This is a genomic window from Oerskovia douganii (genome assembly GCF_015142735.1).
Taxonomy (GTDB): Bacteria; Actinomycetota; Actinomycetes; order Actinomycetales; family Cellulomonadaceae; genus Oerskovia; species Oerskovia douganii.
The window spans coordinates 1-19,896 of sequence record NZ_JACSPN010000017.1; the positions used below are offsets into that span (position 1 = coordinate 1).

Here is a 19,896-nt window from a genome sequence, read left to right on the forward strand (position 1 = left end):
GGAACGACGAAGGCGCGGCCCCTAGTTTCCTAGGAACCGCGCCGATTCGCGTACTGTGCGCCCGGAGGGATTCGAACCCCCAACCTTCTGATCCGTAGGAATACGGTGGCCGGCGTTCCCGCAGGATTCCGCGGTTCCCTTCGCGGAGTTCGCCCGGGAAACTGGCCCTCGGGCGGGGAGTTCGCGTCGTTTGGCGGGGAGGACGGCGGGGAGCCGAGTCGAGGCTTTCAGTGGGCACACTCGAAGGCGCCGTACCGATAGCGGAGCACAAGAGGCTGTCGGAGTCCTGGGTCACGGGTGGCCGTAGGCCATCGCGGAGCGACGCCGCAGGCGCCCTGGACGCGGGGCGGAGACGGCCGGATGCTCGGCTGTCGGTGCGGAGCCGGATGGCACGACGACGGTGTCGGCAACCAGCGACGACCTGAGGGCGGTCCCAGAATGACACGGGACCGCCCTTCGTCGTGGCGGCTGGACGGGTGGGCCGTTGACGCGGGGTGCGCGCAGCGAGCTTGCGAGCGGAGCGCGGGGTCCTGCGGCGCCGGCCCACCCGGGAGGACGCCCGCGCGGCGAAGCCGCGCGCTTGAGTCAGTAGGGAAAGTCCTCACTACGTCCCCGTGTCGGAGCAGCGCGGTAGCCTAACGGGGAACGGCTGGATGTGCCGTCCGGAGGCTATGGGAGACATGCGTGACGCAGACGATCGCCGAGGAGGTACTGGTGAAGTCCCGTCTTCGCGTCAAGGCTCATGGTGAGGTGTTCACACCGCGGCACATGGTCGACCAGATGCTCGACCTCGTGCGAAAGGACCTCGAGGAGAGTCCGGGATTCGTCGACAAGACAGTCCTCGAGCCAGCGGCAGGCGACGGCAACTTCCTTGTCGTGGTCCTACAGCGCAAGCTTCATGCGATCGAGCGACGTTTCCCGAGGGAGCGTTGGGCTGAGGAGTCGCTGTTCGCCCTTGCCTCGATCTACGCGATCGAGTTGCTGGAGGACAACCATGCGGACGCACAGGCCGCGATGCTCGACGTATTCCTGGCCTTCCACACTGGCCATACCATCGCGTGCGACATCGACACCGATCTTGCCAAGGCCGCGCGGTTCCTCATCGACGCCAACGTCGTCCGCGGCAACACCCTGACCGGCCTGACCCCGAGCGGGGATGAGGTCGTGTTCTCCTGGTGGAACCGCGATCCAGCCGATCACGGTGGGGTCATCCGGGAGCCGTTCACGTTCAACTCGTTGCGTGCTGACGCGCCCGCACCAGACCTTTTCGCGATGTTTCAAGAGCCCGTCCGGTACGCACCCTGTCGTATCGACCATGTCCACGAAGAAGTGAAGGCACACGACCAGTGACCAGCAGCCCCGGCTCCCCAAGCATCTCCACGTTTCACGAGGTCGTTCCGCACATCTACTCGTGGACGACCCCTGACATCCCCAAGTACGAGGGGTGGGAGAAGATCGGGTACACCGAGCAGGACTCGGTGGACAAGCGCATCAACCAGCAGGCGTCTCAGCTCAACATCACCAAGGTCAAGCGCTGGGCGTACAAGGCGACGTTCATGACCGAGGGCGGTGGGACGTTCCGCGACTCCGACTTCCACGCGTTCCTCAAGCAGCAGGGCATCGAGCGCGAGTTCAACCCGGCCGCCATCCCGCACCGCACCGAGTGGCACAAGTTCGTCGACGCCCCGAAGACCAGCGAGCAGTACTTCTTCGACTTCGCCTCGAAGTCCTTCACGGCTCCGCGCACTGCGTCCCAGGACGACTACGCCCTGCGGCCTGAGCAGCGGGCCGCTGTCGAGCAGACGGTCAAGGTCTTCGGTGATGGCAGTGACACGGTCCTGTGGAACGCCAAGCCGCGGTTCGGCAAGACGCTCACGACGTACGACCTGATGCGAACGATGGACGTGCGGCGTGCGCTGATCGTCACCAACCGGCCGGCGATTGCCAACTCCTGGTTCGACGACTACCAGCGGTTCATCGCTCACCAGACCGGCTACCGGTTCGTGTCCGACTCGCCGTCACTCGCCGGGCGCAACCCGATGTCTCGCGAGCAGTGGAGGGCGTACGCGCGCGATCACATCGACTCTGACCCACGGATCATCGAGTTCGTCTCGCTGCAGGACCTCAAGGGCTCGCAGTACTTCGGTGGTTCCTTCGACAAGCTCAAGCACATCGCCGACGCTGAGTGGGATCTGCTGGTCATCGACGAGGCGCACGAGGGCATCGACACGACGAAGACCGACGTGGCGTTCAACCAGATCACGCGCCGCCACACGCTGCATCTGTCCGGCACGCCGTTCAAGGCACTGGCATCGGAGAAGTTCCTCCCGAACCAGATCTTCAACTGGACGTATGAGGACGAGCAGACCGCAAAAGAGCAGTGGGCGGACGACACGGCCGACAACCCCTATGCACAGCTCCCGACTTTGAACCTGCTGACCTACCAGCTCTCCCGCATGGTGACCGACAGGCTCGCCGAGGGCGTCGCGCTGGACGATGAGGCAGGCAACGTCGACTACACGTTCGACCTGGCGGAGTTCTTCTCCACCAAGGACAACGGCTACTTCGTCTACGAGGCCGACGTAGCCCGGTTCCTGGATGCATTGACGACGCAGGAGAAGTACCCGTTCTCCACCCCCGAACTGCGCGAGGAGATCCGCCACTCGTTCTGGCTGCTCAACCGTGTCGCCTCGGCCAAGGCGCTACAGCGGATGCTCAAGGCCCACCCGGTCTTCGGCGACTACACGGTCACCCTGGCCGCCGGCGACGGCCGGCCCCACGGCGGGGCGGCCGACGAGCTGGACGAGGCCGCCGACGACGCGGTGACCGTAGGCAAGTCGCTGGACAAGGTCCGCACCGCCATAGCGGAAGCCGAAGCCGCCGGGGGCAAGACGATCACGCTGTCGGTGGGGCAGCTGACCACCGGGGTGACGGTGCCCGAGTGGACGGCCGTCATCATGCTGTCGAACCTGTCCTCCCCCGCCTTGTACATGCAAGCAGCGTTCCGTGCACAGAACCCGTGCACGTTCACGCGCGGCGACAAGGCATGGCAGAAGAAGAATGCCTACATCTTCGACTTCGCCCCCGAGCGCACCCTGACGATCTTCGACGCCTTCGCGAACAACCTCGCCCCGCGCCTGCCAGTCGACGTTGCCGAGCGCCAGGCGAACATCCGTCGGTTGCTGAACTTCTTCCCGATCCTGGGCGAGGACACCGAGGGCCGGATGATCGAGCTCGACGCCACCCAGGTGCTCACGTTCCCGCAGGTGTTCAAGGCTCGCGAGGTCGTGCGGCGTGGCTTCCTGTCGAACCTGCTGTTCACGAACGTCTCCGGCATCTTCCGGGCCGTGGAGCATTTCCAGGACATCCTCAACCAGCTGCCCGTCGCCAAGGAGAGGAAGGCCGAGCAGGGCAAGCCCATCGAGATCTCGTCCCCGTCGCCCACCACGGATGCCGACGGCAACGTGCAAGTCGACGTAGTCACCGTCATCAACCCAAAGATCGCCCAGCTCGGCAAGCCCGTCTACTCCGACGACGACGTGCCGCGCCTGGACCCGACCACGACCAAGGCAACCGAGGCGGCTAAGAAGATCGCTTCCATCGTCACTGAGAAGGCACGCGAGACCCGGACCAAGGCCGCAGCCGAGTACGGCATGACCGCCAAGCAGGTCCAGAACGACGAGAAGGTCACCGAGGCACAGGTGAAGGCCAAGGTGGAACGCGCCTACGTAGACCACCAGATCGCCCTGAATCACATCGACACCGAGGCCAAGGAGGCTACGACCGAGGCCGAGTTTCTGGCGCTGGAAGCCAAGAAAAACGCGGCTACGACAGGGCTCGAAGCACAAGTGCTCTCGATCTTCCACGACGCCCTCGACAACGTCAGCGACACCGTCGTCAAGCGCGAGGAGACCAAGAAGGCCCAGACCGCGGCGAACAAGACGATGGACGCCGCCCGTGACCATTTGCGCGGGTTCGCTCGTACCGTCCCGATGTTCCTCATGGCCTATGGCGACCAGAACATGACGCTCGCCAACTTCGACGACTACACGCCCGACGGTGTGTTCGCCGAGATCACAGGGATCACCGAGGCGGACTTCCGCAAGCTGCGCGACGGCCGCGAAGTAGCCGACCCGACGACAGGTGAAGTCACCAAGATTCCCGGCCTGTTCGACGAAGCCGTGTTCACCCAGGCGATCCAGGAGTTCCTCACCAAGAAGGAAGAACTCTCCAACTACTTCGACCCGGCGCAGACCGAGGACATCTTTGCGTACATCCCCCAGCAGAAGACCTCACTCGTGTTCACGCCGAAGCACGTCGTCACGCTCATGTGCGACACCCTCGAGGAGCAGAACCCAGGCATCTTCTCCGACCCCGACAAGACGTTCGCCGACCCGTTCTCCACCGCTGGCCTGTTCCTCATGGAGATCGTCCGGCGTCTCGACAAGGGCCTGACCGACACCATCCCCGACCAAGATGAGCGGCTCCAACACATCCTCACCCGGCAGGTATTCGAGATGAGCCACAACGAGATCCTCCACGACATCACGCTGGAAGCCGTCAGCGGCGGTGCGGCCGGGCGCCGGGCTTGGCTCGAGGAGTCGGGACATTTTCGGGTTGGCAACCTCGCCCGCATGACCGCCGAACAACGCGAGATCCTCATGAACGAGATGCTGGGAGACAACCGATGAATCACAAGAAGTTCGACGTCGTGATCGGGAACCCTCCCTACCAGGAGGAAGCCCAGGGCTCAGGAACCCGCGACACCCCCATCTACCACCAGTTTATGGACGCCGCCTACGAGGTCGGCACCAAGGCTGTGCTCATCACCCCGGCACGGTTCCTGTTCAACGCAGGTTTCACTCCGAAGGAGTGGAACGCCAAGATGCTCGCGGACCCCTGCCTTTCAGTGCCACACTATGTCCCCAACAGCAACGACCTTTTCCCCGGGACCGACATCAAGGGCGGCATCGCAGTTACCTACCGCGATGCCGACCGCGAAGGCGAGCCAATAGGGACGTTCACCAAACACCCTGAGCTCAACTCAATCGAGCACAAGGTGACCGGGGCAGGAGGCGAGGCGCTCGATGGATACATCACCAGTTCGCGTTCGTTTAGGTACCTGCCCAGCTTGTACGAAGACCACCCAGATCTGCTCGCACTAAGACCGAAGGGCAACGAGTACCTCGTAGAAACGACGGCCTTCAGCCAATTTGCGACAGTATTTCATGAGCAAGAACCAGGAGACGGCTGCGAGTATCTGAGGGTCCTTGGAATCACGGCTCGCGCACGGGCCTATCGGTGGATCAGACGAGAATACTTCGGCGGCCCGGAGAGCCTCGAGAAGTTCAAGGTTGCGCTACCGAAATCGAACGGCTCGGGTGCACTCGGAGAGCCTCTCTCGTCGCCACTGGTGCTCGAACCGCAGGTCGGTGCAACTTACACCTTCATCACCATCGGATCCTTCGACGCGAAGGTAGAAGCCGAGGCATGCCTGAAGTACATCAAAACGAAGTTCGCTCGCACCCTGCTTGGTATCCTCAAAGTCACACAGCACAACCCGGCAAGCGCCTGGAAGTACGTCCCGCTCCAGGATTTCACCGATGGGTCTGACATTGACTGGGCCAAGCCGGTCCCCGAAATTGACGCCCAACTCTACGCCAAGTACGGACTCGACGATAGCGAGATCGTTTTCATCGAGTCCCACGTCGCGCCAATGGAATAACTCGGCGAGGAGCCAGTCTTCGCCACATCAGCGAACTAGCCAGTTTTGATTGCCGCTAAGGTCGCGATCATCGAGTCGTGCACTTCCGATATCGTCACGAGGAGATCACCTCCGTCGAGCGTGTAAGGCGCGCCATCGATGTGACTGATGACCCCGCCTGCTGATCGCGCGAGGGCGATGCCTGCTGCGACGTCCCAGGAGCGATTCGCGTCGATGACGACAGCATCGACGCGACCGGCAGCCAACCAGGCGAGGTCTGTCGCGGCCGATCCGAGCATCCGCACGCGACCGACAGACTGCGCCATCTGCTCAATCATGCCGAGCCGGCGCTCGTTCTTTTCGGCGCTGTTTGGCCCGGTCGCGAAGTCGCCCACGGAGACGATCGCCTCGGCCAGCCCTGACGTCGCGGCCACGCGAATGCTCTTCCCGTTGAGCAACGCCACACCGTCCCGGGTGACGTATCGCTCGCCGTGAGCCGGTAGCGCGATGGTGCCGAAGACCGGGATGCCATCCTCGATCAGGGCGAGCGACACACCGTAGTTTGGCAGTCCGCGCGAGAAGTTCGTGGTCCCGTCGATGGGGTCGAGACACCAGTACTGCTCACGGTCGCCGGTATGGCCACGCTCTTCCCCGAGGAATCCAACATCGGGGGTCTCGCGAGCAAGCAGCTCACGGACGGCGTCCTCGATGGCAAAGTCGGTGGCCGTGGCGAAGTCGCGGTCTGTCTTGTAGACGCGCTCGCCAGTCTCGCCCTCACCAAGTAGCGAGAGCGCGAGGTCGATCGCCGCGTCAGCCGCCCGCTCAGTTGCCGACAACATCTGCACGCTCCCAGGTCTCGTCGAAGATCGCCTCGAAGATCGGGAAGAGGCCATGCGGGTGCGCCTCGTCGGCCTCGATCAGGAACGTGGGTGCGTCCAGTCCGCGAAGGCGCGGCAAGTACGGCTGTACGAGGGCGCGGGCCCCGTCGAACCGGGTGATGTTGAACCGCACTGGCTCGTCGTACGTGCGGACCTGGACGCGCCCCCTGGCCTCGGACGACAGTCGCTTGCGCAGACGTGCGACGGCCAACATGTTCGCCCGCGTGAGCTCGGCCAAGTGCCCAGCCGGCTGCTCCTCCTCAACCTCCCGTGCCGCAGTCGCCGCGCCGTTCGGGTCGAGGAACAGGCACCGCAGGGTCAGACCGTTCTCTACAAGTTCCGCGAGCGTCACGTCAGACACTCCCTGACAGAGCGCGTTGAGGCTCAGTCCCATCGCGTCGACGCGCTCCGACGTCGCGAGCGTCCGCAGAACGGGCATCGCCGCCTGCGCCTCCGACCTGGTCGGAAAGACCCCTCGTACATCTCGCGTTGAGAACGTCGCGTCGTCGGATGGCGGGGTCAGGCGCTCGAACACGAGCTTCTCGAGTCGCTGGAGAGCGCCGCGTAGTTCCGCGACATCGCCGGCCCCCTCCCCGTCCATCTCTGACGCGAGTCCAAGCCGGGTGTCGAGCGACAGTCCGTAGATCGATGCCGCGGCGAGAACAACGTCCGCCGGGGGCCGCGCGCGTCCCTTGATCCAGTTGCTGACTGCCGACTCCGAGTACGTGCCCGATTCAGGACCAACGTCGGCCGAACGCAACGCCAGGGCGAGTGCTGCCCCACCTCCAGCCGCTCGCCGGGCATGGTCAAGCACCTCTCGCACCACTGTGTCCCATGTCGTACTCACGCTGTCGATTCTCGCACGAATCGCCTGACATGCGAGACGGATGGGCCCAATCGCTTGACAGGCGACTCGTGTGAGTGTGTAGTTGGTCGCAGGAGCAGCGATTGACGCGCTCCACATGCGAATAGGAGTTGGTTGAAGTGGCTATCGCCAAGCGGTTCCCCGTCGCCCACGGTCTCGTCTTCCCGAACGGTGCGTTCCTGCACGGACTCGTCGAGCCCGTCGCGGACTTCCAGGCCGAGAAGCGCGCGGACGGCTCGCGTCCCCAGCAGCGAGACAAGGAGAGCGGCCTGCCGATGTGGCAGTGCACCGTCATCGATGCCGACGCAGACGCCGGCCGACGCGAGATCGGTGTCTCGGTCAAGTTCTCTGCCGAAGTTCAGCCGGTGCCGCCGAAGAACACCTCGCCCCTGCCGTGGACGCCGGTGGAGTTCGTGGGCCTCACGGCCCTGCCGTACGTCGACGACGCCGGGAGCCGCCCCCGGATCGCGTGGTCCTTCCGCGCGCAGGGCTTTGTCGCTCCGGGGCAGGCCGGCAAGGCGTCCGACGCGAAGGACGCGGCCTGATGGACACGCTCAGCACGGCGTGGGCGGTCACCCGCCAGGTTGCGGGCGTGGTCGGGCACCTGTTCGCCTGGACTCTGCGGCCCTGGCGGCTGCTGCTGGCCTGCGTCGTGCTGGGCAACGTCCTCTTGCTTGGATCGCACGCCGCCGCCGGCTACGCGGTGCTGTGGAGCGTCCCGGCATTCTCGCTCGTCCGGGCTGTGTGGTTCGCGGTCGACCCGCTCACCTATGACGCGGTTCTCGGTGGACCGATCCGCCGCCGTGGGTGGCGACGCACGGCTCGGCGCAACTGGGTCCTGGTTGCCGAGCACTGCGGTCTGGCGTCGACGCCTCGTGGCAACGAGCCCCGCGTGATTCCCCGGTTGCAGCGCGTCCGTGCGTCCGAGAACACCTTGTGCCTCCAGATCCGAGCTCGCATCGGGCAGACAGCCGACGACATCACCGAGGCGGCAGAGGCGATCGCCACCGCCTTCGGTGCTCAGTCCGTCGAGACCCGCCGACTCGGCGCGGGGTGGGTCGAGCTCGTCCTCACGATGCGTGAGTTGCTCGACGTCCCCACGTTCCCGACCATCCCGGTACGGGTCGAGACGTGCGCTGTCACGCTCGGGCGGTGCTCGGACGGGCAGCCGTGGCGTCTCGACCTCAGCGGACGGCACACGCTTGTCGTCGGCCGCACCGGCTCGGGGAAGGGCTCGATCTTCTGGGGCGTGGCGGGCAACCTCGCGCCGGCTGCGCACGCGGGCATGGTCAACCTCTGGGGCATCGACCTCAAGGGAGGCGTCGAGGTCGCTGTCGGTGCGCCGATGTTCTCCCACGTCGCGATGACCGAGGACAACGCAGTCCACCTCCTCCGGGCTCTGTACCGCGTGATCGTCGAGCGGCAGCGGATCATGCGTGGGCTGACCCGGCAGTTCGCGCCGAACCCGGGGGACCCGGTACACGTTCTGATGATCGATGAGCTCGCCGTGCTCACGGCCTACGCCTCGAAGGAAGTCGTCAACGAGGCCGCGAGCCTTCTCAAGCTCATCTTGACCCAGGGTCGCGCGTTCGGCGTCATCGTCGTCGCGTTCGTGCAGGACCCCCGCAAGGAGACCGTCGGCATGCGCGACCTGTTCACGCAGACCATCGCCTTGCGACTGGCCTCCGCTGCTGAGACGCGAATGGTCCTTGGGGACGGCACGGCCTCTGACTCGCCCGCACACCACATTCCCCGCACCATTCCGGGGACCGGGTATGCCGTCTCCGACGATGGGTTCGTCCAGCGGGTCCGCGCCGACTTCTGGGCCGACGACTTCATCCGCATGGTCGCCGCCACCTACCCAGCTCCGCCCGCACCGCCGCTGCCCGAGGACGCGCCCCCCGTCGCACCCGTGCTCTCGGACGCCTCACAGCCAGAGGAGTCGGCAAGGGCCGAAGGCACCGCTCGTCGTCCTCGCGCACCCCGCAAGCCCCGTACGCCCAGGACCACGGCCGAAGGCTCCGAGGTCGCCTGATGACGACGGCTGAGGCGGTGGACGCGGGCTTCTGGGGCCACTCCCCCGACGCCCCGCTCGACCTCGGAGACCTGAGGCCGTTCGAGGTCCAGTCCATCGCCTCACGCCTGATCGACCGCACCATGCCCGCCCTCGCCGACACCCTCGCGCGGGTCGGCAACTGCTCCCACCCTGTGCGCCTCGTCGGCCGCTTCGATGTCGTCAACGCGCGGACGGGCGAGATCGTCGAGACGTTCCACTCCGCCGACCAGCCCCTCGGGATGCTCTACAAGCCTTGCGGCAACCGGCGCGAGGACGTCTGCCCTGCCTGCTCGCGCGTCTATGCGCGTGACACCTTCGAGCTCATCTCGACCGGCCTGCACGGCGGCAAGGGCGTCCCCTCAACCGTCGCAGCGAACCCCCTCCTGTTCGTCACCCTCACAGCGCCATCGTTCGGCACTGTCCACGGTGTGCGGGAGAAGGACCGGAGGCCGCAACCGTGCCACCCTCGATCCCGTGCGACGGTCTGTCGGCATGGTCGATCCACGGCATGCTGGACCCGGCACGAGAAGGACGACGCCGTCGTTGGCGCTCCACTGTGCCCGGACTGCTACGACGTCGACTCCGCGGCCGTCTGGCAGTGGTTCGCTCCCGAGCTGTGGCGTCGCTTCACCATCGCCCTGCGTCGACACCTCGCCGCAACCCTTGGTGTCGCAGCTTCCGGCCTGAAGAACCACCTGCGCCTCGAGTACGCCAAGGTGGCCGAGTTCCAGGCTCGCGGCCTCGTCCATTTCCACGCCCTCGTACGCATCGACGGGCCGGACGGACCCGGCTCTCCCGCCCCCGTACCGGCAGCCTCGCTGGCCGACGTCGTTCGCGCTGCCGCGGAGTCCGTTCGGTACATGGCTCCTGCCGCCGACAACGGCGACGCCGACCGGGTACTCCGCTTCGGTCAGCAGGTCGATGTGCGAGAGGTTCGCGGGGGTGCGCCCGCTGGTCAGGACGTCACCGCTGAGCAGGTCGCCGCCTACCTGGCGAAGTACTCGACCAAGTCGGCGGGCGTCGACCCCGCCCGGCCCCGCCCCCACCTCGCCACCATGACCGCGGCCTGTCGCCGGCTCGCAGCACGTGCGCTCGCCGGCTGCCCATTCCAGTGCTCTGAACGCGCCGCAGACCGGCACCCGAGCCTGTGCGGTGACTGCTCCGCCAATCAGTACGCACTGCTCGGCCACTGGTCCTCGATGCTCGGATTCCGAGGCCACTTCTCCACGAAGTCTCGGCGCTACTCCGTGACTCTCGGTGCTTTGCGTCGTGCTCGGCACCGGTTCCAGCGGCTCATGGCCGACGCTTGCCGCGACGGTCGAACCCTTGACACACGCGAGCTCGAAGCCCGGCTCATGGCCGAAGACGCCGAAGAGGCGACACTCGTCGTCGGGTCGTGGACCTTCGAAGGGTCAGGCTGGCCCCGGGCAGGAGACAAGGCCCTTGCCGACGCTGCCGCCTCCCGCGCCCGCGAGTACGCGCAGTGGCGGAAGGAGCAGCGCACCACCCACCACCCGGCGCGATAGCCGACCCAGACATTCGAGGCACGAAAGGAACAGCTCATGAGCACACTCACCGGCGAGTCACTGGTTCTGACGCAGGCCGAGGTGGCCACCCTTCTCCGTATTCCGGAGGCGACGTTGCAGGACCTCGCGAGGCGGGGACACAGCTCGATCCCGCGCGCGTGGAAGGTCGGGAGGGCGTGGCGGTGGCTCGCGTCGGACGTGGACGCGTTCATCGCCTCCCGGGGCGAGCGGCAGGCACCATGAGCGTCAAGAAGCGCGTCTACTCGTACACGGGCGACAACGGTGAGCCCCGCACGCGTACCGTCTGGCGCGCCCGCGTCTGGACCTACCCGCCGCACGGCCCCCGCCGCGAGGTCGAGGAAGAGTTCTCGACACGTGCCCAGGCCGACGCGTGGGAGCGAAAGCAGCGAGACTCGGCCAGGGGACGCAACCTCGACCTCGAACGCACCCGGTTGTCCGACTCGGGACTCTGGGAGCGGGCCGAACCGGTCCTTCGACGCCGGCTCGCACCGCGGACGTTCAGCTACTACCGCGACGGGTGGAACGCGCGCGTCATCAAGACCTTCGGCGCCACGAAGGTCGGTGACATCTCGGTCGGTGAGGTCGAACGCGCTCAGGCGGAGTGGGCACGGACCGGCAGCGTCCACACAGCACGCCAGGCACGGTTCGCCCTCTCGGCCGTGCTGGGCGTCGCCGTTCGGGACGGGCTGCTCTCCGCGAACCCCGCGAGGTCCGCGAGGTCCGCGAGGTCCGCGAGGTCCGCGAGGTCCGCGACATCGTCGAACGCGGAGAAGCGCCACCGCCAGGAGCGCAAGGTCGGCATGACGCTCACCCCCGCGCAGCTCGCATCCCTCGTCGAAGCGGTCCGTGCGCTGCCCAACGGTGAGCCCTACGCGGTGATGGTCGACCTCATGGGATCCGCCGGTCTTCGCTACGGCGAGACTGCCGCCCTCCAGGTAGGTGACGTCGACCTCACGCGCGGGATCCTGAGCGTCACGCATTCCGTCTCCGAGATGACGAAGGACGACGCCGACCTGGCAGCCGGCTACTCACGTGAAGGCAACCTCGTCTGGGGACCGCCCAAGGGAGGCAAGAGCCGCCTGGTCCCGATCCCGAGGCACCTGGTCGACCCGTTGAGCGAGCTGCTCGCCAAGCAGCCCCGGTCGGCCCAGGTGTTCCGATCGGAGCGCACGGGCTACGTGATCCGGGGCAACGTCCTCAAGTCCAAGGTCAAGGTGTCCAAGGGCGACGGAACGGCGATCCAGGGATGGACTGCGTTCGTCGCGTGGCTCGGGTTCGCAGGCCTCCGGGTGCACGACCTGCGGGCCACGGCCGCCACGAACATGCTCGCAGCGGGCGTCCCTCCACACGTCGTGCGTGACATCCTGGGGCACGAGGACATCAAGGTGACGAACGGCTACGCGCGGTCCCACGACGACGCGTTCACCCGGGCCGTGGAGTCCCTGGCGGCCTACTCGCAGCGGGGCGGTGAGTGACCGTGACGGGGAACGCGACGGGGAGCAGCCGCAACCACCCCGGGAACGACGAAGGCGCGGCCCCTAGTTTCCTAGGAACCGCGCCGATTCGCGTACTGTGCGCCCGGAGGGATTCGAACCCCCAACCTTCTGATCCGTAGTCAGAACTTATTGGAACTAGACTAGGGATAAGGCGCCGTTCGGCGCCCCAGGCAGCCTCCGAGTTCTTCGACAGTTCCGACTAGTCGGCTACAGTGTTGGCTACATACCGAACGGAGTTCCAGATGACAGCCAGGACCAGGCGCGAGCACGGCTCCGGAGGTGTCTACCAGCGCGCATCCGACGGCCGCTGGATCGCCACCATCGAGGCCGGCACCACCATCAGCGGCACCCGCCGACGGATCACCGTCTCCGCCAAGACCGAGGCCGAGTGCAAGGCCAAGCTCAAGAAGAAGCGGCAGGAGATCGACCGCGACGGCGCACCTGCAGCTGGAGTGCACGGCAGCACCACGGTCAAGACCTGGGCCGCCGAGTGGCTCAAGATGCACGAGCGCGCCGTCCGCCCGAAGACGTTCGCCACCGACCGCTCGAGCGTGGGTCGCTGGATCATCCCGACCATCGGCCGCCGACGCCTCGCCGAGCTCACCCCCGCGGACGTCCGCCAGGTCACCACGGCCGTCAGCGACGCCGGCCGCTCGTCCACCACGGCCCGATACGCGCAGGGCGTCCTGACCCGCATGCTGCGCGCCGCGATCGTCGAGGGCCACGCCGTCCCCCAGCGCGTCCTGATGACGAAGGCGCCCGCGAAGGCCGCGTCCACGCGCGGTGCGATCCCCATCGAGCAGGCCAAGGCCATCCTCGCTGTCGCCGCTGACCAGCCGGGTGGGTCCCGCTGGGTCGCCGCGCTCCTGCAGGGCATGCGGCAGGCCGAGTGCATCGGCCTCACCTGGGACTGCGTCGACTTTGACCGCGGCCTCATCGACGTGTCCTGGCAGCTGCAGCAGCTCCCGTACAAGGACCGAGCCCGGGGCATCTTCCGCGTCCCGGACGGGTACGAGGCGCGACAGCTGCGGCTCTCGTGGCACCTGGTGCGCCCGAAGACGTCGTCCGGCTACCGGGTGCTGCCCATGCTGCCCTGGTTCGCGACGTCGCTGCAGACATGGAAGGCCGTCGCCCCGGAGAGCCAGTACGGGCTGGTCTGGGCCCGCCCGAACGGCGACCCGCTGGACCCGCCGGAGGACAGCGAGGCCTGGAACGCCACCCAGGAAGCCGCCGGCGTCGCCAAGGCGAACGGCGAGCGGTACACACTGCACGAGGCTAGGCACACGACCGCGACGCTCCTGATGGAGGCCAACGTGCCGGACGTCGTGGTGACGTCGATCCTGGGGCACTCGAGCATCGTCACGTCGAAGGGCTACCAGCACGCCGCGGACAAGCAGACGCGCGACGCCATGGAGCAGGTGGCCGGGCTGTTGGGGCTCGGGGCCTAGCAGGCCCGTTCGATGCGGTCGAGGCGCTCAACGATGAGCAGCTTCTCCGCGTTCGTGAGGCGAGTCAGGCGGCGCCAGAGGACGTCGGACGGCACCTCGAGGTAGTCGGATGCCATGTCGAGGTTCTGCGGGTGCAGGGCCATGGCTTCGGCGATCTCGTCGACGTTGTCGAGGAGCCGATCGCATGCGAGGTCATCGGCTTCGCGCTCCCACCGGATGGCGAACCACTTCGCTGGCGCCTGGTGGGCGTGGTGCTTGAGGTCGATGTGCGCGAGCTCGTGCGCGAGGGTGGCGTTGCAGTTCGCCTGGTCGAGGTCGACGTCGAGAACGATGACGTTCTCGGTGGTGATCCAGGCCCCCCGTAGCGGCGCGATCTTCGCGAGTCCGATCTTCACATCGGGGTGTCGCTCGGCAGCGTCGCGCCACGGGGAGTGCCTGCTCATCCTGCCTCCTACTTGGCCTGCCTGATCTCTCGCGCTACTTGCAGTGCTCGCAGCTTGGCTGCGGTGACGACTTCGTCGCGTTCCTCGAGCGATAGCCCCTCGAGCGCCTTGGCGTCGATGTCGAGGAGGATGCCGTCCGCCGCTTGCAATGAGGGTGCCACATCGGCTTCGGCTAGTCCTCGTGCGACGCGGTCGAGGTAGCCCAGGGGCCACCCGAAGTAGGTCTCGATCTTGCCGAGGCTCGTGGATCGCGGCCATCGCTGGCCGTTCAGGAAGTCGTGGACCGTGCCGGGGTCGAGCTTCGCCTCGCGGGCGAGCTGGATCGGCTCCATGGAGCGCTCTCGGAGGGCCACTCGTACTGCTTCTCGTGCCTTGTCGTAGTCAGGCATGGGGAACCCCTCGCTGTGGTCACTGTGTCTCCGTCGTCTTCATGGAACACCAAGGATCTCGGTCTGAACAGTATGGAACTCTACACGGTTTGACTGGCAAAAGTGCTGGTCAACAGGGATCTCGCCCTGCCCTCAAGCCTGTCGTTCGGGTGAACTTCCATGCCATCTTCCGTGTTCACCGTTGACTTCACCGGAACTTAGTGGAACTATCGGAGACATCAAGGGAACAACAACGGAGTTCCCCAGACCTACGGAGCCCCCGATGCCACGTCCTTCCACGAAGACCCGCCCTGTTCCCCAGCGCGTGTCCCGCTCGGTGTCCACGTTCGCCGCTGCACTCGACCTGCCGGCGTCCTCGGTCTACGACCTCATCTACTCCGGTCGGATCGAGGCCAAGCGCGCTTCCAGCGCCCGCGGTGCCCGGTACCTGATCACGACGACGCCCGAGGAGTACCTCGCGAGCCTCGTCGACGCCTGACGCACCTGCTTCACCCCGCACATAGCAACGGGGCCCGGCGCATCCACCACAGACGACCGGACCCCATCACTCGAGAGGAACACTACCGATGGACAGGTACGAGAGGAACCTCGCGCTTCGCGAGGATGCCCCATCCGAGGTTGAGCTGGAGACGCTCGCGGACCTCATGGCTGACGAGGCCGAGCGCCGCTGGGAACTGGCAGGCGACCGATGAGCGCCGTCCGGGACCTGCGCCCCGGGGACCGCTTCCTCACCCCGGGCGGGCGCGAGCTGACCGTCCGCAAGACGCGGGCGTACACGCTCGGGCGCTACGGCACGGTCGAGGTCCTGACCGTCGAGCCGTACATCCCGACCGAGCCCGGGGAGACGTTCATCGCTGACGGCGCCTACCCCATCCAGGTCATCGGAGGTGCCGCGTGACCGAGGACCTGATCGACGCCGGCCGGGAGCTCACCACCGCCCAGCTGCTCCGGATCCAGATCGACTACGCCCGGCAGTACGAGCAGACCGGGGACGACGAGTGAACCCGCTGGGTGTGGCGATCGTCCTCGCCACCGCGACCACCCTCACCGTCGCAGCCGTGATCTACGGGGTGACCGCTCCCCCGATGTCCGGCGCCCAGCTCATCGCAGCCCCCGGACTGCTCCTGACCGCAGCACTGCTGCTGCACCGACTCGCACGCACCGCACGGAGGTACCAGCCATGACCACCACCAAGACCCAGTGGGCCGTCTGCTACTGCAGGGACGGGCTCCACTCCACGCCCGACCACGAGTCGTGGCAGAGCTCGCCCAACAAGCCGCACCACACGCTGACCCACTACGAGCCGACCGGTCACATCCTCAAGGAGGAGGTCGAGTCGACGATCACGGTCGTCGCCTACGGTGCCGCCTCGCCCGAGGCCATCGACCTCGGCCCGGAGATCGCCACGATCGACGTGGCCGAGCCCGCGCTCCAAGTCCGGCCGGGCGCCAACCGCCACGGTGCGGCCGCGGCCACCTTCTCCCTCGCGGGCGGTGCACGATGACCGCCACCGAGGACCGCATCCTGGTCCCCGGCTCCGCCGAGCACAACTCCCTCGTGACCGCGTCGAAGGTCGCCGCGATCATGGGCCACTCGCCCTGGGCGTCGCCCCTGTCCATCTGGCAGCAGATGAAGGGCATCGACCCGGGCGCAGCACAGACCCGCGAGCAGTCCCGCGGCCACTACCTCGAGCCCGCCGTCATGGCGTGGTGGCAGGACCAGCACCCCGAGTACACGCACGTCGCCGAGCAGACCGTCCTGTCCCGCGGCGAGCTCCCCTGGGCTGCCGCCACCCCGGACGGCATCGCCACCGGTGACGGCGTGCCCATCGTCGGCGTCGAAGCGAAGACCGCAGCCGACACCCGCGACGCCTGGGGCAAGCCCGGCACCGACGAGATCCCCCTCTACTACGCCATCCAGGCCATGTGGCAGATGCACCTCGGCGGACACCAGATCACCTACTTCCCCGTGCTCGGCGAGTACCTCACGTTCTCCGAGTACGTCATCGAGTACGACCCCCTCGTCGGCGCCGAACTCGAGCGGCAGGCGTTCGAGTTCTGGGAGTCGCTCCTGTACGACGACGCCCCGCCGCTCGACGACCACCCGGCCACGCTCGAGTCGCTGCGCCGCGTGTACTCCGACATCGACAAGGCGACCGACGTCTACATCGGGACCGATCTGGCCCGCCGATACGTCGCCGCGGTCGAGGCGGAGAAGGCCGGCAAGGCGGCGCTGACGGCCGCGAAGTCGGAGATGTCGAAGGCCATGACGAACGCCCGCCGCGCTCTGGTCGTGGTCGGTGAGGACGCGCTCCTCGTCGCCACCCGCCAGGCCGCAGCCAACGGCGCCCCTTACGTCAAGGCCGCCCCGAAGCTCCCCACCATCCCCTCGGAGGACTGACCCGTGACTGACCTGACCGTTCACCAGCCCGGCGCCCCCGCGGCGCTCAACGACAAGATCCGCTACGCCCAGGCGCTGTCCGGGTCGAACCTGCTCCCGAAGCAGTACAGGGAGCAGCCCGCGAACCTGCTGTTCGCGCTCGAGTACGCCGACGCCCTGGGGGTTGCTCCGATCAACGCGATCACATCGATCCACGTGATCGAGGGCAAGCCGTCCGCGTCGGCCGACCTGATCGCGTCGCTCGTTCGGCGCGCCGGGCACCGCCTGCGCGTCTCGGGGGACGACACGTTCGCAGAGGCGACGATCCTGCGCGCGGACGACCCGGACTACCCGTTCACGGTCCGGTGGGACATGGCGAAGGCGCGCCAGGCCGGGCTGACGGGGAAGGGCGTGTGGAAGGCGTACCCGTCCGCGATGCTCCGCTCGCGGGCCATCACCGAGGTCGCACGCATGGCCGCACCGGACGCGCTGTTCGGGGTGATCTACACGCCCGAGGAGCTCGGCGCGGAGGTGGACGCGGCCGGGGACGTCGTCCAGTCGGTGTCCACGCCTGGACGTCAGGTTTCCGCACCGGTGGCGGACCGGTCGGGGATGGCTCGGCTCCGCGCCGCCGTGCACGTCGAGGAGCCCGTGGCGCCCGTCGCGCCGGCCGCCCCGGTGGACGTCGTGGACGCCGAGGTCATGGCGAGCCCGGAGCAGCGAAACGCCGTGATCGTGGCCCTCGCGGCGGACGGCGTCCCGGAGGACCCGGCGTCCATCCTCGCGGCCTTGTCCGAGCGGGTGGGGCGGGAGATCTCCCACACGCGCGACCTGACGGCGGACGAGGCGGAGCAGATCCTCCTCGCCCTCGGCGGTGAGGGGTGACCAGCTCTCTTCTGCGTCGGGCGGTGGTCATCCTGCGCCGCCGCCCGACGCCCCACCGCAAGGCGCCCATCCGGACGGCGCACTCCGCCGCCCGCATCAACCCGGACACCCGCGGGGCCCTGACCATCGCGATGCTCGGGACGCTCGGCATCGTTTCCATCAGCTTCACCCTGTCCTTCGCCGGGCTGTCCGCGATCGCGCCCTGGGCTGCCGTCCCGGACAGCCTCGCCCCGCTCGTCCCGCTGTTCGTCGACGGCGCGATCCTCGTCTACACCTACTCCGCATTCGCAGCACGGGCCCGCGGTGAATCCACCGTCCGCCCGTGGACATGGGTCGTCCTCTGGACAGTCGTGTCCTCCGCGACCAACGCGGCGCACGCCTGGTCGTTCGGGCCCCAGGGATGGGAAGGCATCGTCGGCGCGATCTTCGCTGGCCTGTTCCCCATCGGGTCCCTCCTCGGGACACACGAGATCGCCGACCGCATGATCGCCCGCCCCGGTCTGGACGCCCTGGACGCCCCTGTCCCGGTCCCCGTCCAGCCCACCGGACACGCCGTCCACACCGAGCTCGTCCCGACGGCGCCCGCGATCGTCGCCGTCCTCGACCGAGACACGGAGATCCTCCGCCTGTCCCGCACCGAAGGGCTGTCCGTCCGCACCATCGCCACCCGCCTCGGCGTCGGCAAGACCACCGTCCACAACGTCCTCACCGCACACGGGGAGCCCGCATGACCACCATCACCCCACCACCACGACCAGCCCACCCGTTCTTCACCGCCCTCAACTACAAGCCGGCCGCCTGGGAAGAGCAGGCACTCTGCCGGCGCTTCCCGAACGAGTCCGACGCATGGACCAGCGGCAAGGGTGGCGGGGACGACGCCATCGAGATCTGCAAGACCCGGTGCCCCGTCCGTCAGGCCTGCCTCGACGCCGCACTGCGCGAGGAGGACATGGGGAACCTGGCCCGGATCGCCACCATCCGCGGCGGCCTGCGCCCCGAGGAGCGCGGCGTCCTGATCCGCGCACTGCGCGCGGCCCGCGCCAAGGTCGCCGAGGAGAACGCGGCACGGGCAGCCGCGCAGGCCGAGGAGGTGGCGGCGTGACCGTCACCGTCTACACCCAGCCGGCCTGCATGCCCTGCCTCGCCACCAAGCGACTCCTCAACCGCCAGGGCATCCCCTTCACCGAGATCGACCTCACCACCGACCCCACGGCCCTCGAGCTCGTCCGGTCCCTCAACCACCAGTCCGCCCCCGTCGTCATCGCCGGCGACACCCACTGGTCCGGGTACCGCCCCGACCAGATCCACGCACTCACCAAGGAGAACTGACCATGGCCGGAGACACCCAGCTCACGATCGTCGGCAACCTCACCGGAGACCCGGAACTCCGCTTCACCCCAGCCGGGGCCGCCGTCGCGAACTTCACGATCGCGTCCACGCCCCGCACGTTCGACCGCCAGAGCAACGAGTGGAAGGACGGCGACACCCTGTTCATGCGCTGCTCGATCTGGCGCGAGGCCGCGGAGAACGTCGCCGAGTCCCTCACGAAGGGCATGCGCGTCATCGCCCAGGGCAACCTCGTCCAGCGGTCCTACGAGAGCCGCGAGGGTGAGAAGCGCACCGTCGTCGAGCTCCAGGTCGAGGAGGTCGGCCCGTTGCTCAAGTACGCCACGGCGAAGGTCGCCCGTGCCGTGAAGGGCGGCAACGGGCCCGCCAGGCCCGCGAGCCCGCAGGCGTCCGGCGGCGACCCGTGGGCCACCGCCCCGGCCAGCACGGGCACCTTCACCGACGAGCCGCCCTTCTAGC

At 67.5% G+C, this 19,896-nt stretch carries 24 protein-coding genes and 1 tRNA gene; 20 read left to right on the top strand and 5 right to left on the bottom strand.

Annotated elements, in window-relative coordinates; all coding sequences use genetic code 11:
- Positions 1 to 684 precede the first annotated feature (684 nt).
- Genes H9623_RS12955 through H9623_RS12965 form a run of 3 tightly spaced genes read left to right on the top strand, consistent with a single transcriptional unit; the run spans position 685 to position 5,725 of the window.
- Positions 685 to 1,350 carry a DNA methyltransferase family protein gene (locus H9623_RS12955; protein WP_193720465.1) on the top strand — a complete coding sequence of 222 codons (666 nt, stop codon included), beginning with the start codon at positions 685 to 687 and terminating at the stop codon, positions 1,348 to 1,350.
- Positions 1,347 to 4,691: a DEAD/DEAH box helicase family protein gene (locus H9623_RS12960; protein ID WP_193720466.1), complete on the top strand. Its 3,345-nt coding sequence runs from the start codon at positions 1,347 to 1,349 to the stop codon at positions 4,689 to 4,691. Before H9623_RS12955 ends, H9623_RS12960 begins: the two co-directional genes overlap by 4 nt.
- Positions 4,688 to 5,725 (top strand): Eco57I restriction-modification methylase domain-containing protein, encoded by a 1,038-nt coding sequence (locus H9623_RS12965; protein ID WP_193720467.1) that lies wholly within the window; start codon positions 4,688 to 4,690, stop codon positions 5,723 to 5,725. Before H9623_RS12960 ends, H9623_RS12965 begins: the two co-directional genes overlap by 4 nt.
- A 35-nt stretch (positions 5,726 to 5,760) precedes the next feature.
- Here the strand turns inward: H9623_RS12965 and H9623_RS12970 are convergent, their stop codons facing one another.
- On the bottom strand, positions 5,761 to 6,543 hold the full coding sequence (locus H9623_RS12970; RefSeq protein WP_227748641.1) for an inositol monophosphatase family protein: 783 nt from the start codon (positions 6,541 to 6,543) through the stop codon (positions 5,761 to 5,763).
- Positions 6,527 to 7,429, bottom strand: a complete 903-nt coding sequence (locus tag H9623_RS20035) for a DUF5919 domain-containing protein (RefSeq protein WP_193720469.1) — start codon at positions 7,427 to 7,429, stop codon at positions 6,527 to 6,529. The genes H9623_RS12970 and H9623_RS20035 overlap by 17 nt, the downstream gene beginning before the upstream one ends.
- 137 nt (positions 7,430 to 7,566) lie before the next feature.
- Here H9623_RS20035 and H9623_RS12980 point away from each other — a divergent pair, with 137 nt between their 5' ends.
- From H9623_RS12980 to H9623_RS13000, 5 genes are read left to right on the top strand one after another with little or no spacing between them, the layout of a single operon-like run.
- A complete protein-coding gene (locus H9623_RS12980) occupies positions 7,567 to 7,992 on the top strand; it encodes a plasmid replication, integration and excision activator (protein WP_193720470.1) in 426 nt (141 codons plus the stop codon).
- On the top strand, positions 7,992 to 9,482 hold the full coding sequence (locus H9623_RS12985) for an FtsK/SpoIIIE domain-containing protein (protein ID WP_193720471.1): 1,491 nt from the start codon (positions 7,992 to 7,994) through the stop codon (positions 9,480 to 9,482). The genes H9623_RS12980 and H9623_RS12985 overlap by 1 nt, the downstream gene beginning before the upstream one ends.
- A complete protein-coding gene (locus H9623_RS12990) occupies positions 9,482 to 11,029 on the top strand; it encodes a replication initiator (RefSeq protein ID WP_193720472.1) in 1,548 nt (515 codons plus the stop codon). The genes H9623_RS12985 and H9623_RS12990 overlap by 1 nt, the downstream gene beginning before the upstream one ends.
- Positions 11,030 to 11,065: 36 nt before the next feature.
- Complete coding sequence (locus tag H9623_RS12995) at positions 11,066 to 11,272, top strand: helix-turn-helix domain-containing protein (RefSeq protein ID WP_193720473.1); 207 nt, start codon at positions 11,066 to 11,068, stop codon at positions 11,270 to 11,272.
- The gene (locus tag H9623_RS13000; protein ID WP_193720474.1) at positions 11,269 to 12,525 is read left to right on the top strand and encodes a tyrosine-type recombinase/integrase; all 1,257 of its coding nucleotides are present in this window, start codon (positions 11,269 to 11,271) and stop codon (positions 12,523 to 12,525) included. The genes H9623_RS12995 and H9623_RS13000 overlap by 4 nt, the downstream gene beginning before the upstream one ends.
- Positions 12,526 to 12,623: 98 nt before the next feature.
- Here H9623_RS13000 and H9623_RS13005 read toward each other — a convergent pair.
- Positions 12,624 to 12,701, bottom strand: a tRNA-Arg gene (locus tag H9623_RS13005).
- 87 nt (positions 12,702 to 12,788) lie between these two features.
- Here H9623_RS13005 and H9623_RS13010 point away from each other — a divergent pair.
- Positions 12,789 to 13,994: a tyrosine-type recombinase/integrase gene (locus tag H9623_RS13010; protein ID WP_193720475.1), complete on the top strand. Its 1,206-nt coding sequence runs from the start codon at positions 12,789 to 12,791 to the stop codon at positions 13,992 to 13,994.
- Here H9623_RS13010 and H9623_RS13015 read toward each other — a convergent pair.
- Together H9623_RS13015 and H9623_RS13020 are read right to left on the bottom strand one after the other, a co-directional pair.
- A complete protein-coding gene (locus tag H9623_RS13015) occupies positions 13,991 to 14,389 on the bottom strand; it encodes an ImmA/IrrE family metallo-endopeptidase (RefSeq protein WP_193720476.1) in 399 nt (132 codons plus the stop codon). The two genes, H9623_RS13010 and H9623_RS13015, sit on opposite strands and share 4 nt — an antisense overlap.
- Positions 14,390 to 14,445: 56 nt before the next feature.
- Entirely contained in the window at positions 14,446 to 14,826 is a 381-nt protein-coding gene (locus H9623_RS13020; RefSeq protein WP_193720477.1) for a hypothetical protein, read from the bottom strand.
- Between the two features lie 262 nt (positions 14,827 to 15,088).
- Between H9623_RS13020 and H9623_RS13025 the strand changes: the two genes are divergently transcribed.
- The 11 genes from H9623_RS13025 (at position 15,089) to H9623_RS13070 (ending at position 19,895) form a co-directional block, all read left to right on the top strand.
- Positions 15,089 to 15,304, top strand: coding sequence for a hypothetical protein (locus H9623_RS13025; protein WP_193720478.1), 216 nt, complete (start codon positions 15,089 to 15,091; stop codon positions 15,302 to 15,304).
- A gap of 88 nt (positions 15,305 to 15,392) precedes the next feature.
- Entirely contained in the window at positions 15,393 to 15,518 is a 126-nt protein-coding gene (locus H9623_RS19830) for a hypothetical protein (RefSeq protein WP_265332944.1), read from the top strand.
- The gene (locus H9623_RS13030) at positions 15,515 to 15,724 is read left to right on the top strand and encodes a hypothetical protein (RefSeq protein ID WP_193720479.1); all 210 of its coding nucleotides are present in this window, start codon (positions 15,515 to 15,517) and stop codon (positions 15,722 to 15,724) included. Before H9623_RS19830 ends, H9623_RS13030 begins: the two co-directional genes overlap by 4 nt.
- Before the next feature lie 100 nt (positions 15,725 to 15,824).
- Positions 15,825 to 16,010: a hypothetical protein gene (locus tag H9623_RS13035; protein ID WP_193720480.1), complete on the top strand. Its 186-nt coding sequence runs from the start codon at positions 15,825 to 15,827 to the stop codon at positions 16,008 to 16,010.
- Positions 16,007 to 16,330, top strand: a complete 324-nt coding sequence (locus H9623_RS13040) for a hypothetical protein (protein WP_193720481.1) — start codon at positions 16,007 to 16,009, stop codon at positions 16,328 to 16,330. The genes H9623_RS13035 and H9623_RS13040 overlap by 4 nt, the downstream gene beginning before the upstream one ends.
- Complete coding sequence (locus H9623_RS13045) at positions 16,327 to 17,226, top strand: lambda-exonuclease family protein (protein WP_193720482.1); 900 nt, start codon at positions 16,327 to 16,329, stop codon at positions 17,224 to 17,226. Before H9623_RS13040 ends, H9623_RS13045 begins: the two co-directional genes overlap by 4 nt.
- 3 nt (positions 17,227 to 17,229) lie before the next feature.
- Positions 17,230 to 18,090, top strand: a complete 861-nt coding sequence (locus H9623_RS13050) for a recombinase family protein (protein ID WP_193720483.1) — start codon at positions 17,230 to 17,232, stop codon at positions 18,088 to 18,090.
- Positions 18,087 to 18,821, top strand: a complete 735-nt coding sequence (locus H9623_RS13055; protein ID WP_193720484.1) for a DUF2637 domain-containing protein — start codon at positions 18,087 to 18,089, stop codon at positions 18,819 to 18,821. The genes H9623_RS13050 and H9623_RS13055 overlap by 4 nt, the downstream gene beginning before the upstream one ends.
- Positions 18,818 to 19,192 carry a WhiB family transcriptional regulator gene (locus H9623_RS13060; protein WP_193720485.1) on the top strand — a complete coding sequence of 125 codons (375 nt, stop codon included), beginning with the start codon at positions 18,818 to 18,820 and terminating at the stop codon, positions 19,190 to 19,192. The genes H9623_RS13055 and H9623_RS13060 overlap by 4 nt, the downstream gene beginning before the upstream one ends.
- Positions 19,189 to 19,419: a glutaredoxin family protein gene (locus tag H9623_RS13065; RefSeq protein ID WP_193720486.1), complete on the top strand. Its 231-nt coding sequence runs from the start codon at positions 19,189 to 19,191 to the stop codon at positions 19,417 to 19,419. The genes H9623_RS13060 and H9623_RS13065 overlap by 4 nt, the downstream gene beginning before the upstream one ends.
- Before the next feature lie 2 nt (positions 19,420 to 19,421).
- Positions 19,422 to 19,895 carry a single-stranded DNA-binding protein gene (locus H9623_RS13070; RefSeq protein ID WP_193720487.1) on the top strand — a complete coding sequence of 158 codons (474 nt, stop codon included), beginning with the start codon at positions 19,422 to 19,424 and terminating at the stop codon, positions 19,893 to 19,895.
- Position 19,896: the final 1 nt, after the last annotated feature.

Bases quoted from the DNA above. Each gene is read 5' to 3' on its own strand.
- H9623_RS12965 (WP_193720467.1), top strand. From the start codon at position 4,688: ATGAATCACAAGAAGTTCGACGTCGTGATCGGGAACCCTCCCTACCAG.
- H9623_RS12970 (WP_227748641.1), bottom strand. From the start codon at position 6,543: ATGTTGTCGGCAACTGAGCGGGCGGCTGACGCGGCGATCGACCTCGCG.
- H9623_RS12985 (WP_193720471.1), top strand. From the start codon at position 7,992: ATGGACACGCTCAGCACGGCGTGGGCGGTCACCCGCCAGGTTGCGGGC.
- H9623_RS12990 (WP_193720472.1), top strand. From the start codon at position 9,482: ATGACGACGGCTGAGGCGGTGGACGCGGGCTTCTGGGGCCACTCCCCC.
- H9623_RS12995 (WP_193720473.1), top strand. From the start codon at position 11,066: ATGAGCACACTCACCGGCGAGTCACTGGTTCTGACGCAGGCCGAGGTG.
- H9623_RS13000 (WP_193720474.1), top strand. From the start codon at position 11,269: ATGAGCGTCAAGAAGCGCGTCTACTCGTACACGGGCGACAACGGTGAG.
- H9623_RS13010 (WP_193720475.1), top strand. From the start codon at position 12,789: ATGACAGCCAGGACCAGGCGCGAGCACGGCTCCGGAGGTGTCTACCAG.
- H9623_RS13020 (WP_193720477.1), bottom strand. From the start codon at position 14,826: ATGCCTGACTACGACAAGGCACGAGAAGCAGTACGAGTGGCCCTCCGA.
- H9623_RS13025 (WP_193720478.1), top strand. From the start codon at position 15,089: ATGCCACGTCCTTCCACGAAGACCCGCCCTGTTCCCCAGCGCGTGTCC.
- H9623_RS19830 (WP_265332944.1), top strand. From the start codon at position 15,393: ATGGACAGGTACGAGAGGAACCTCGCGCTTCGCGAGGATGCCCCATCC.
- H9623_RS13030 (WP_193720479.1), top strand. From the start codon at position 15,515: ATGAGCGCCGTCCGGGACCTGCGCCCCGGGGACCGCTTCCTCACCCCG.
- H9623_RS13040 (WP_193720481.1), top strand. From the start codon at position 16,007: ATGACCACCACCAAGACCCAGTGGGCCGTCTGCTACTGCAGGGACGGG.
- H9623_RS13045 (WP_193720482.1), top strand. From the start codon at position 16,327: ATGACCGCCACCGAGGACCGCATCCTGGTCCCCGGCTCCGCCGAGCAC.
- H9623_RS13060 (WP_193720485.1), top strand. From the start codon at position 18,818: ATGACCACCATCACCCCACCACCACGACCAGCCCACCCGTTCTTCACC.
- H9623_RS13070 (WP_193720487.1), top strand. From the start codon at position 19,422: ATGGCCGGAGACACCCAGCTCACGATCGTCGGCAACCTCACCGGAGAC.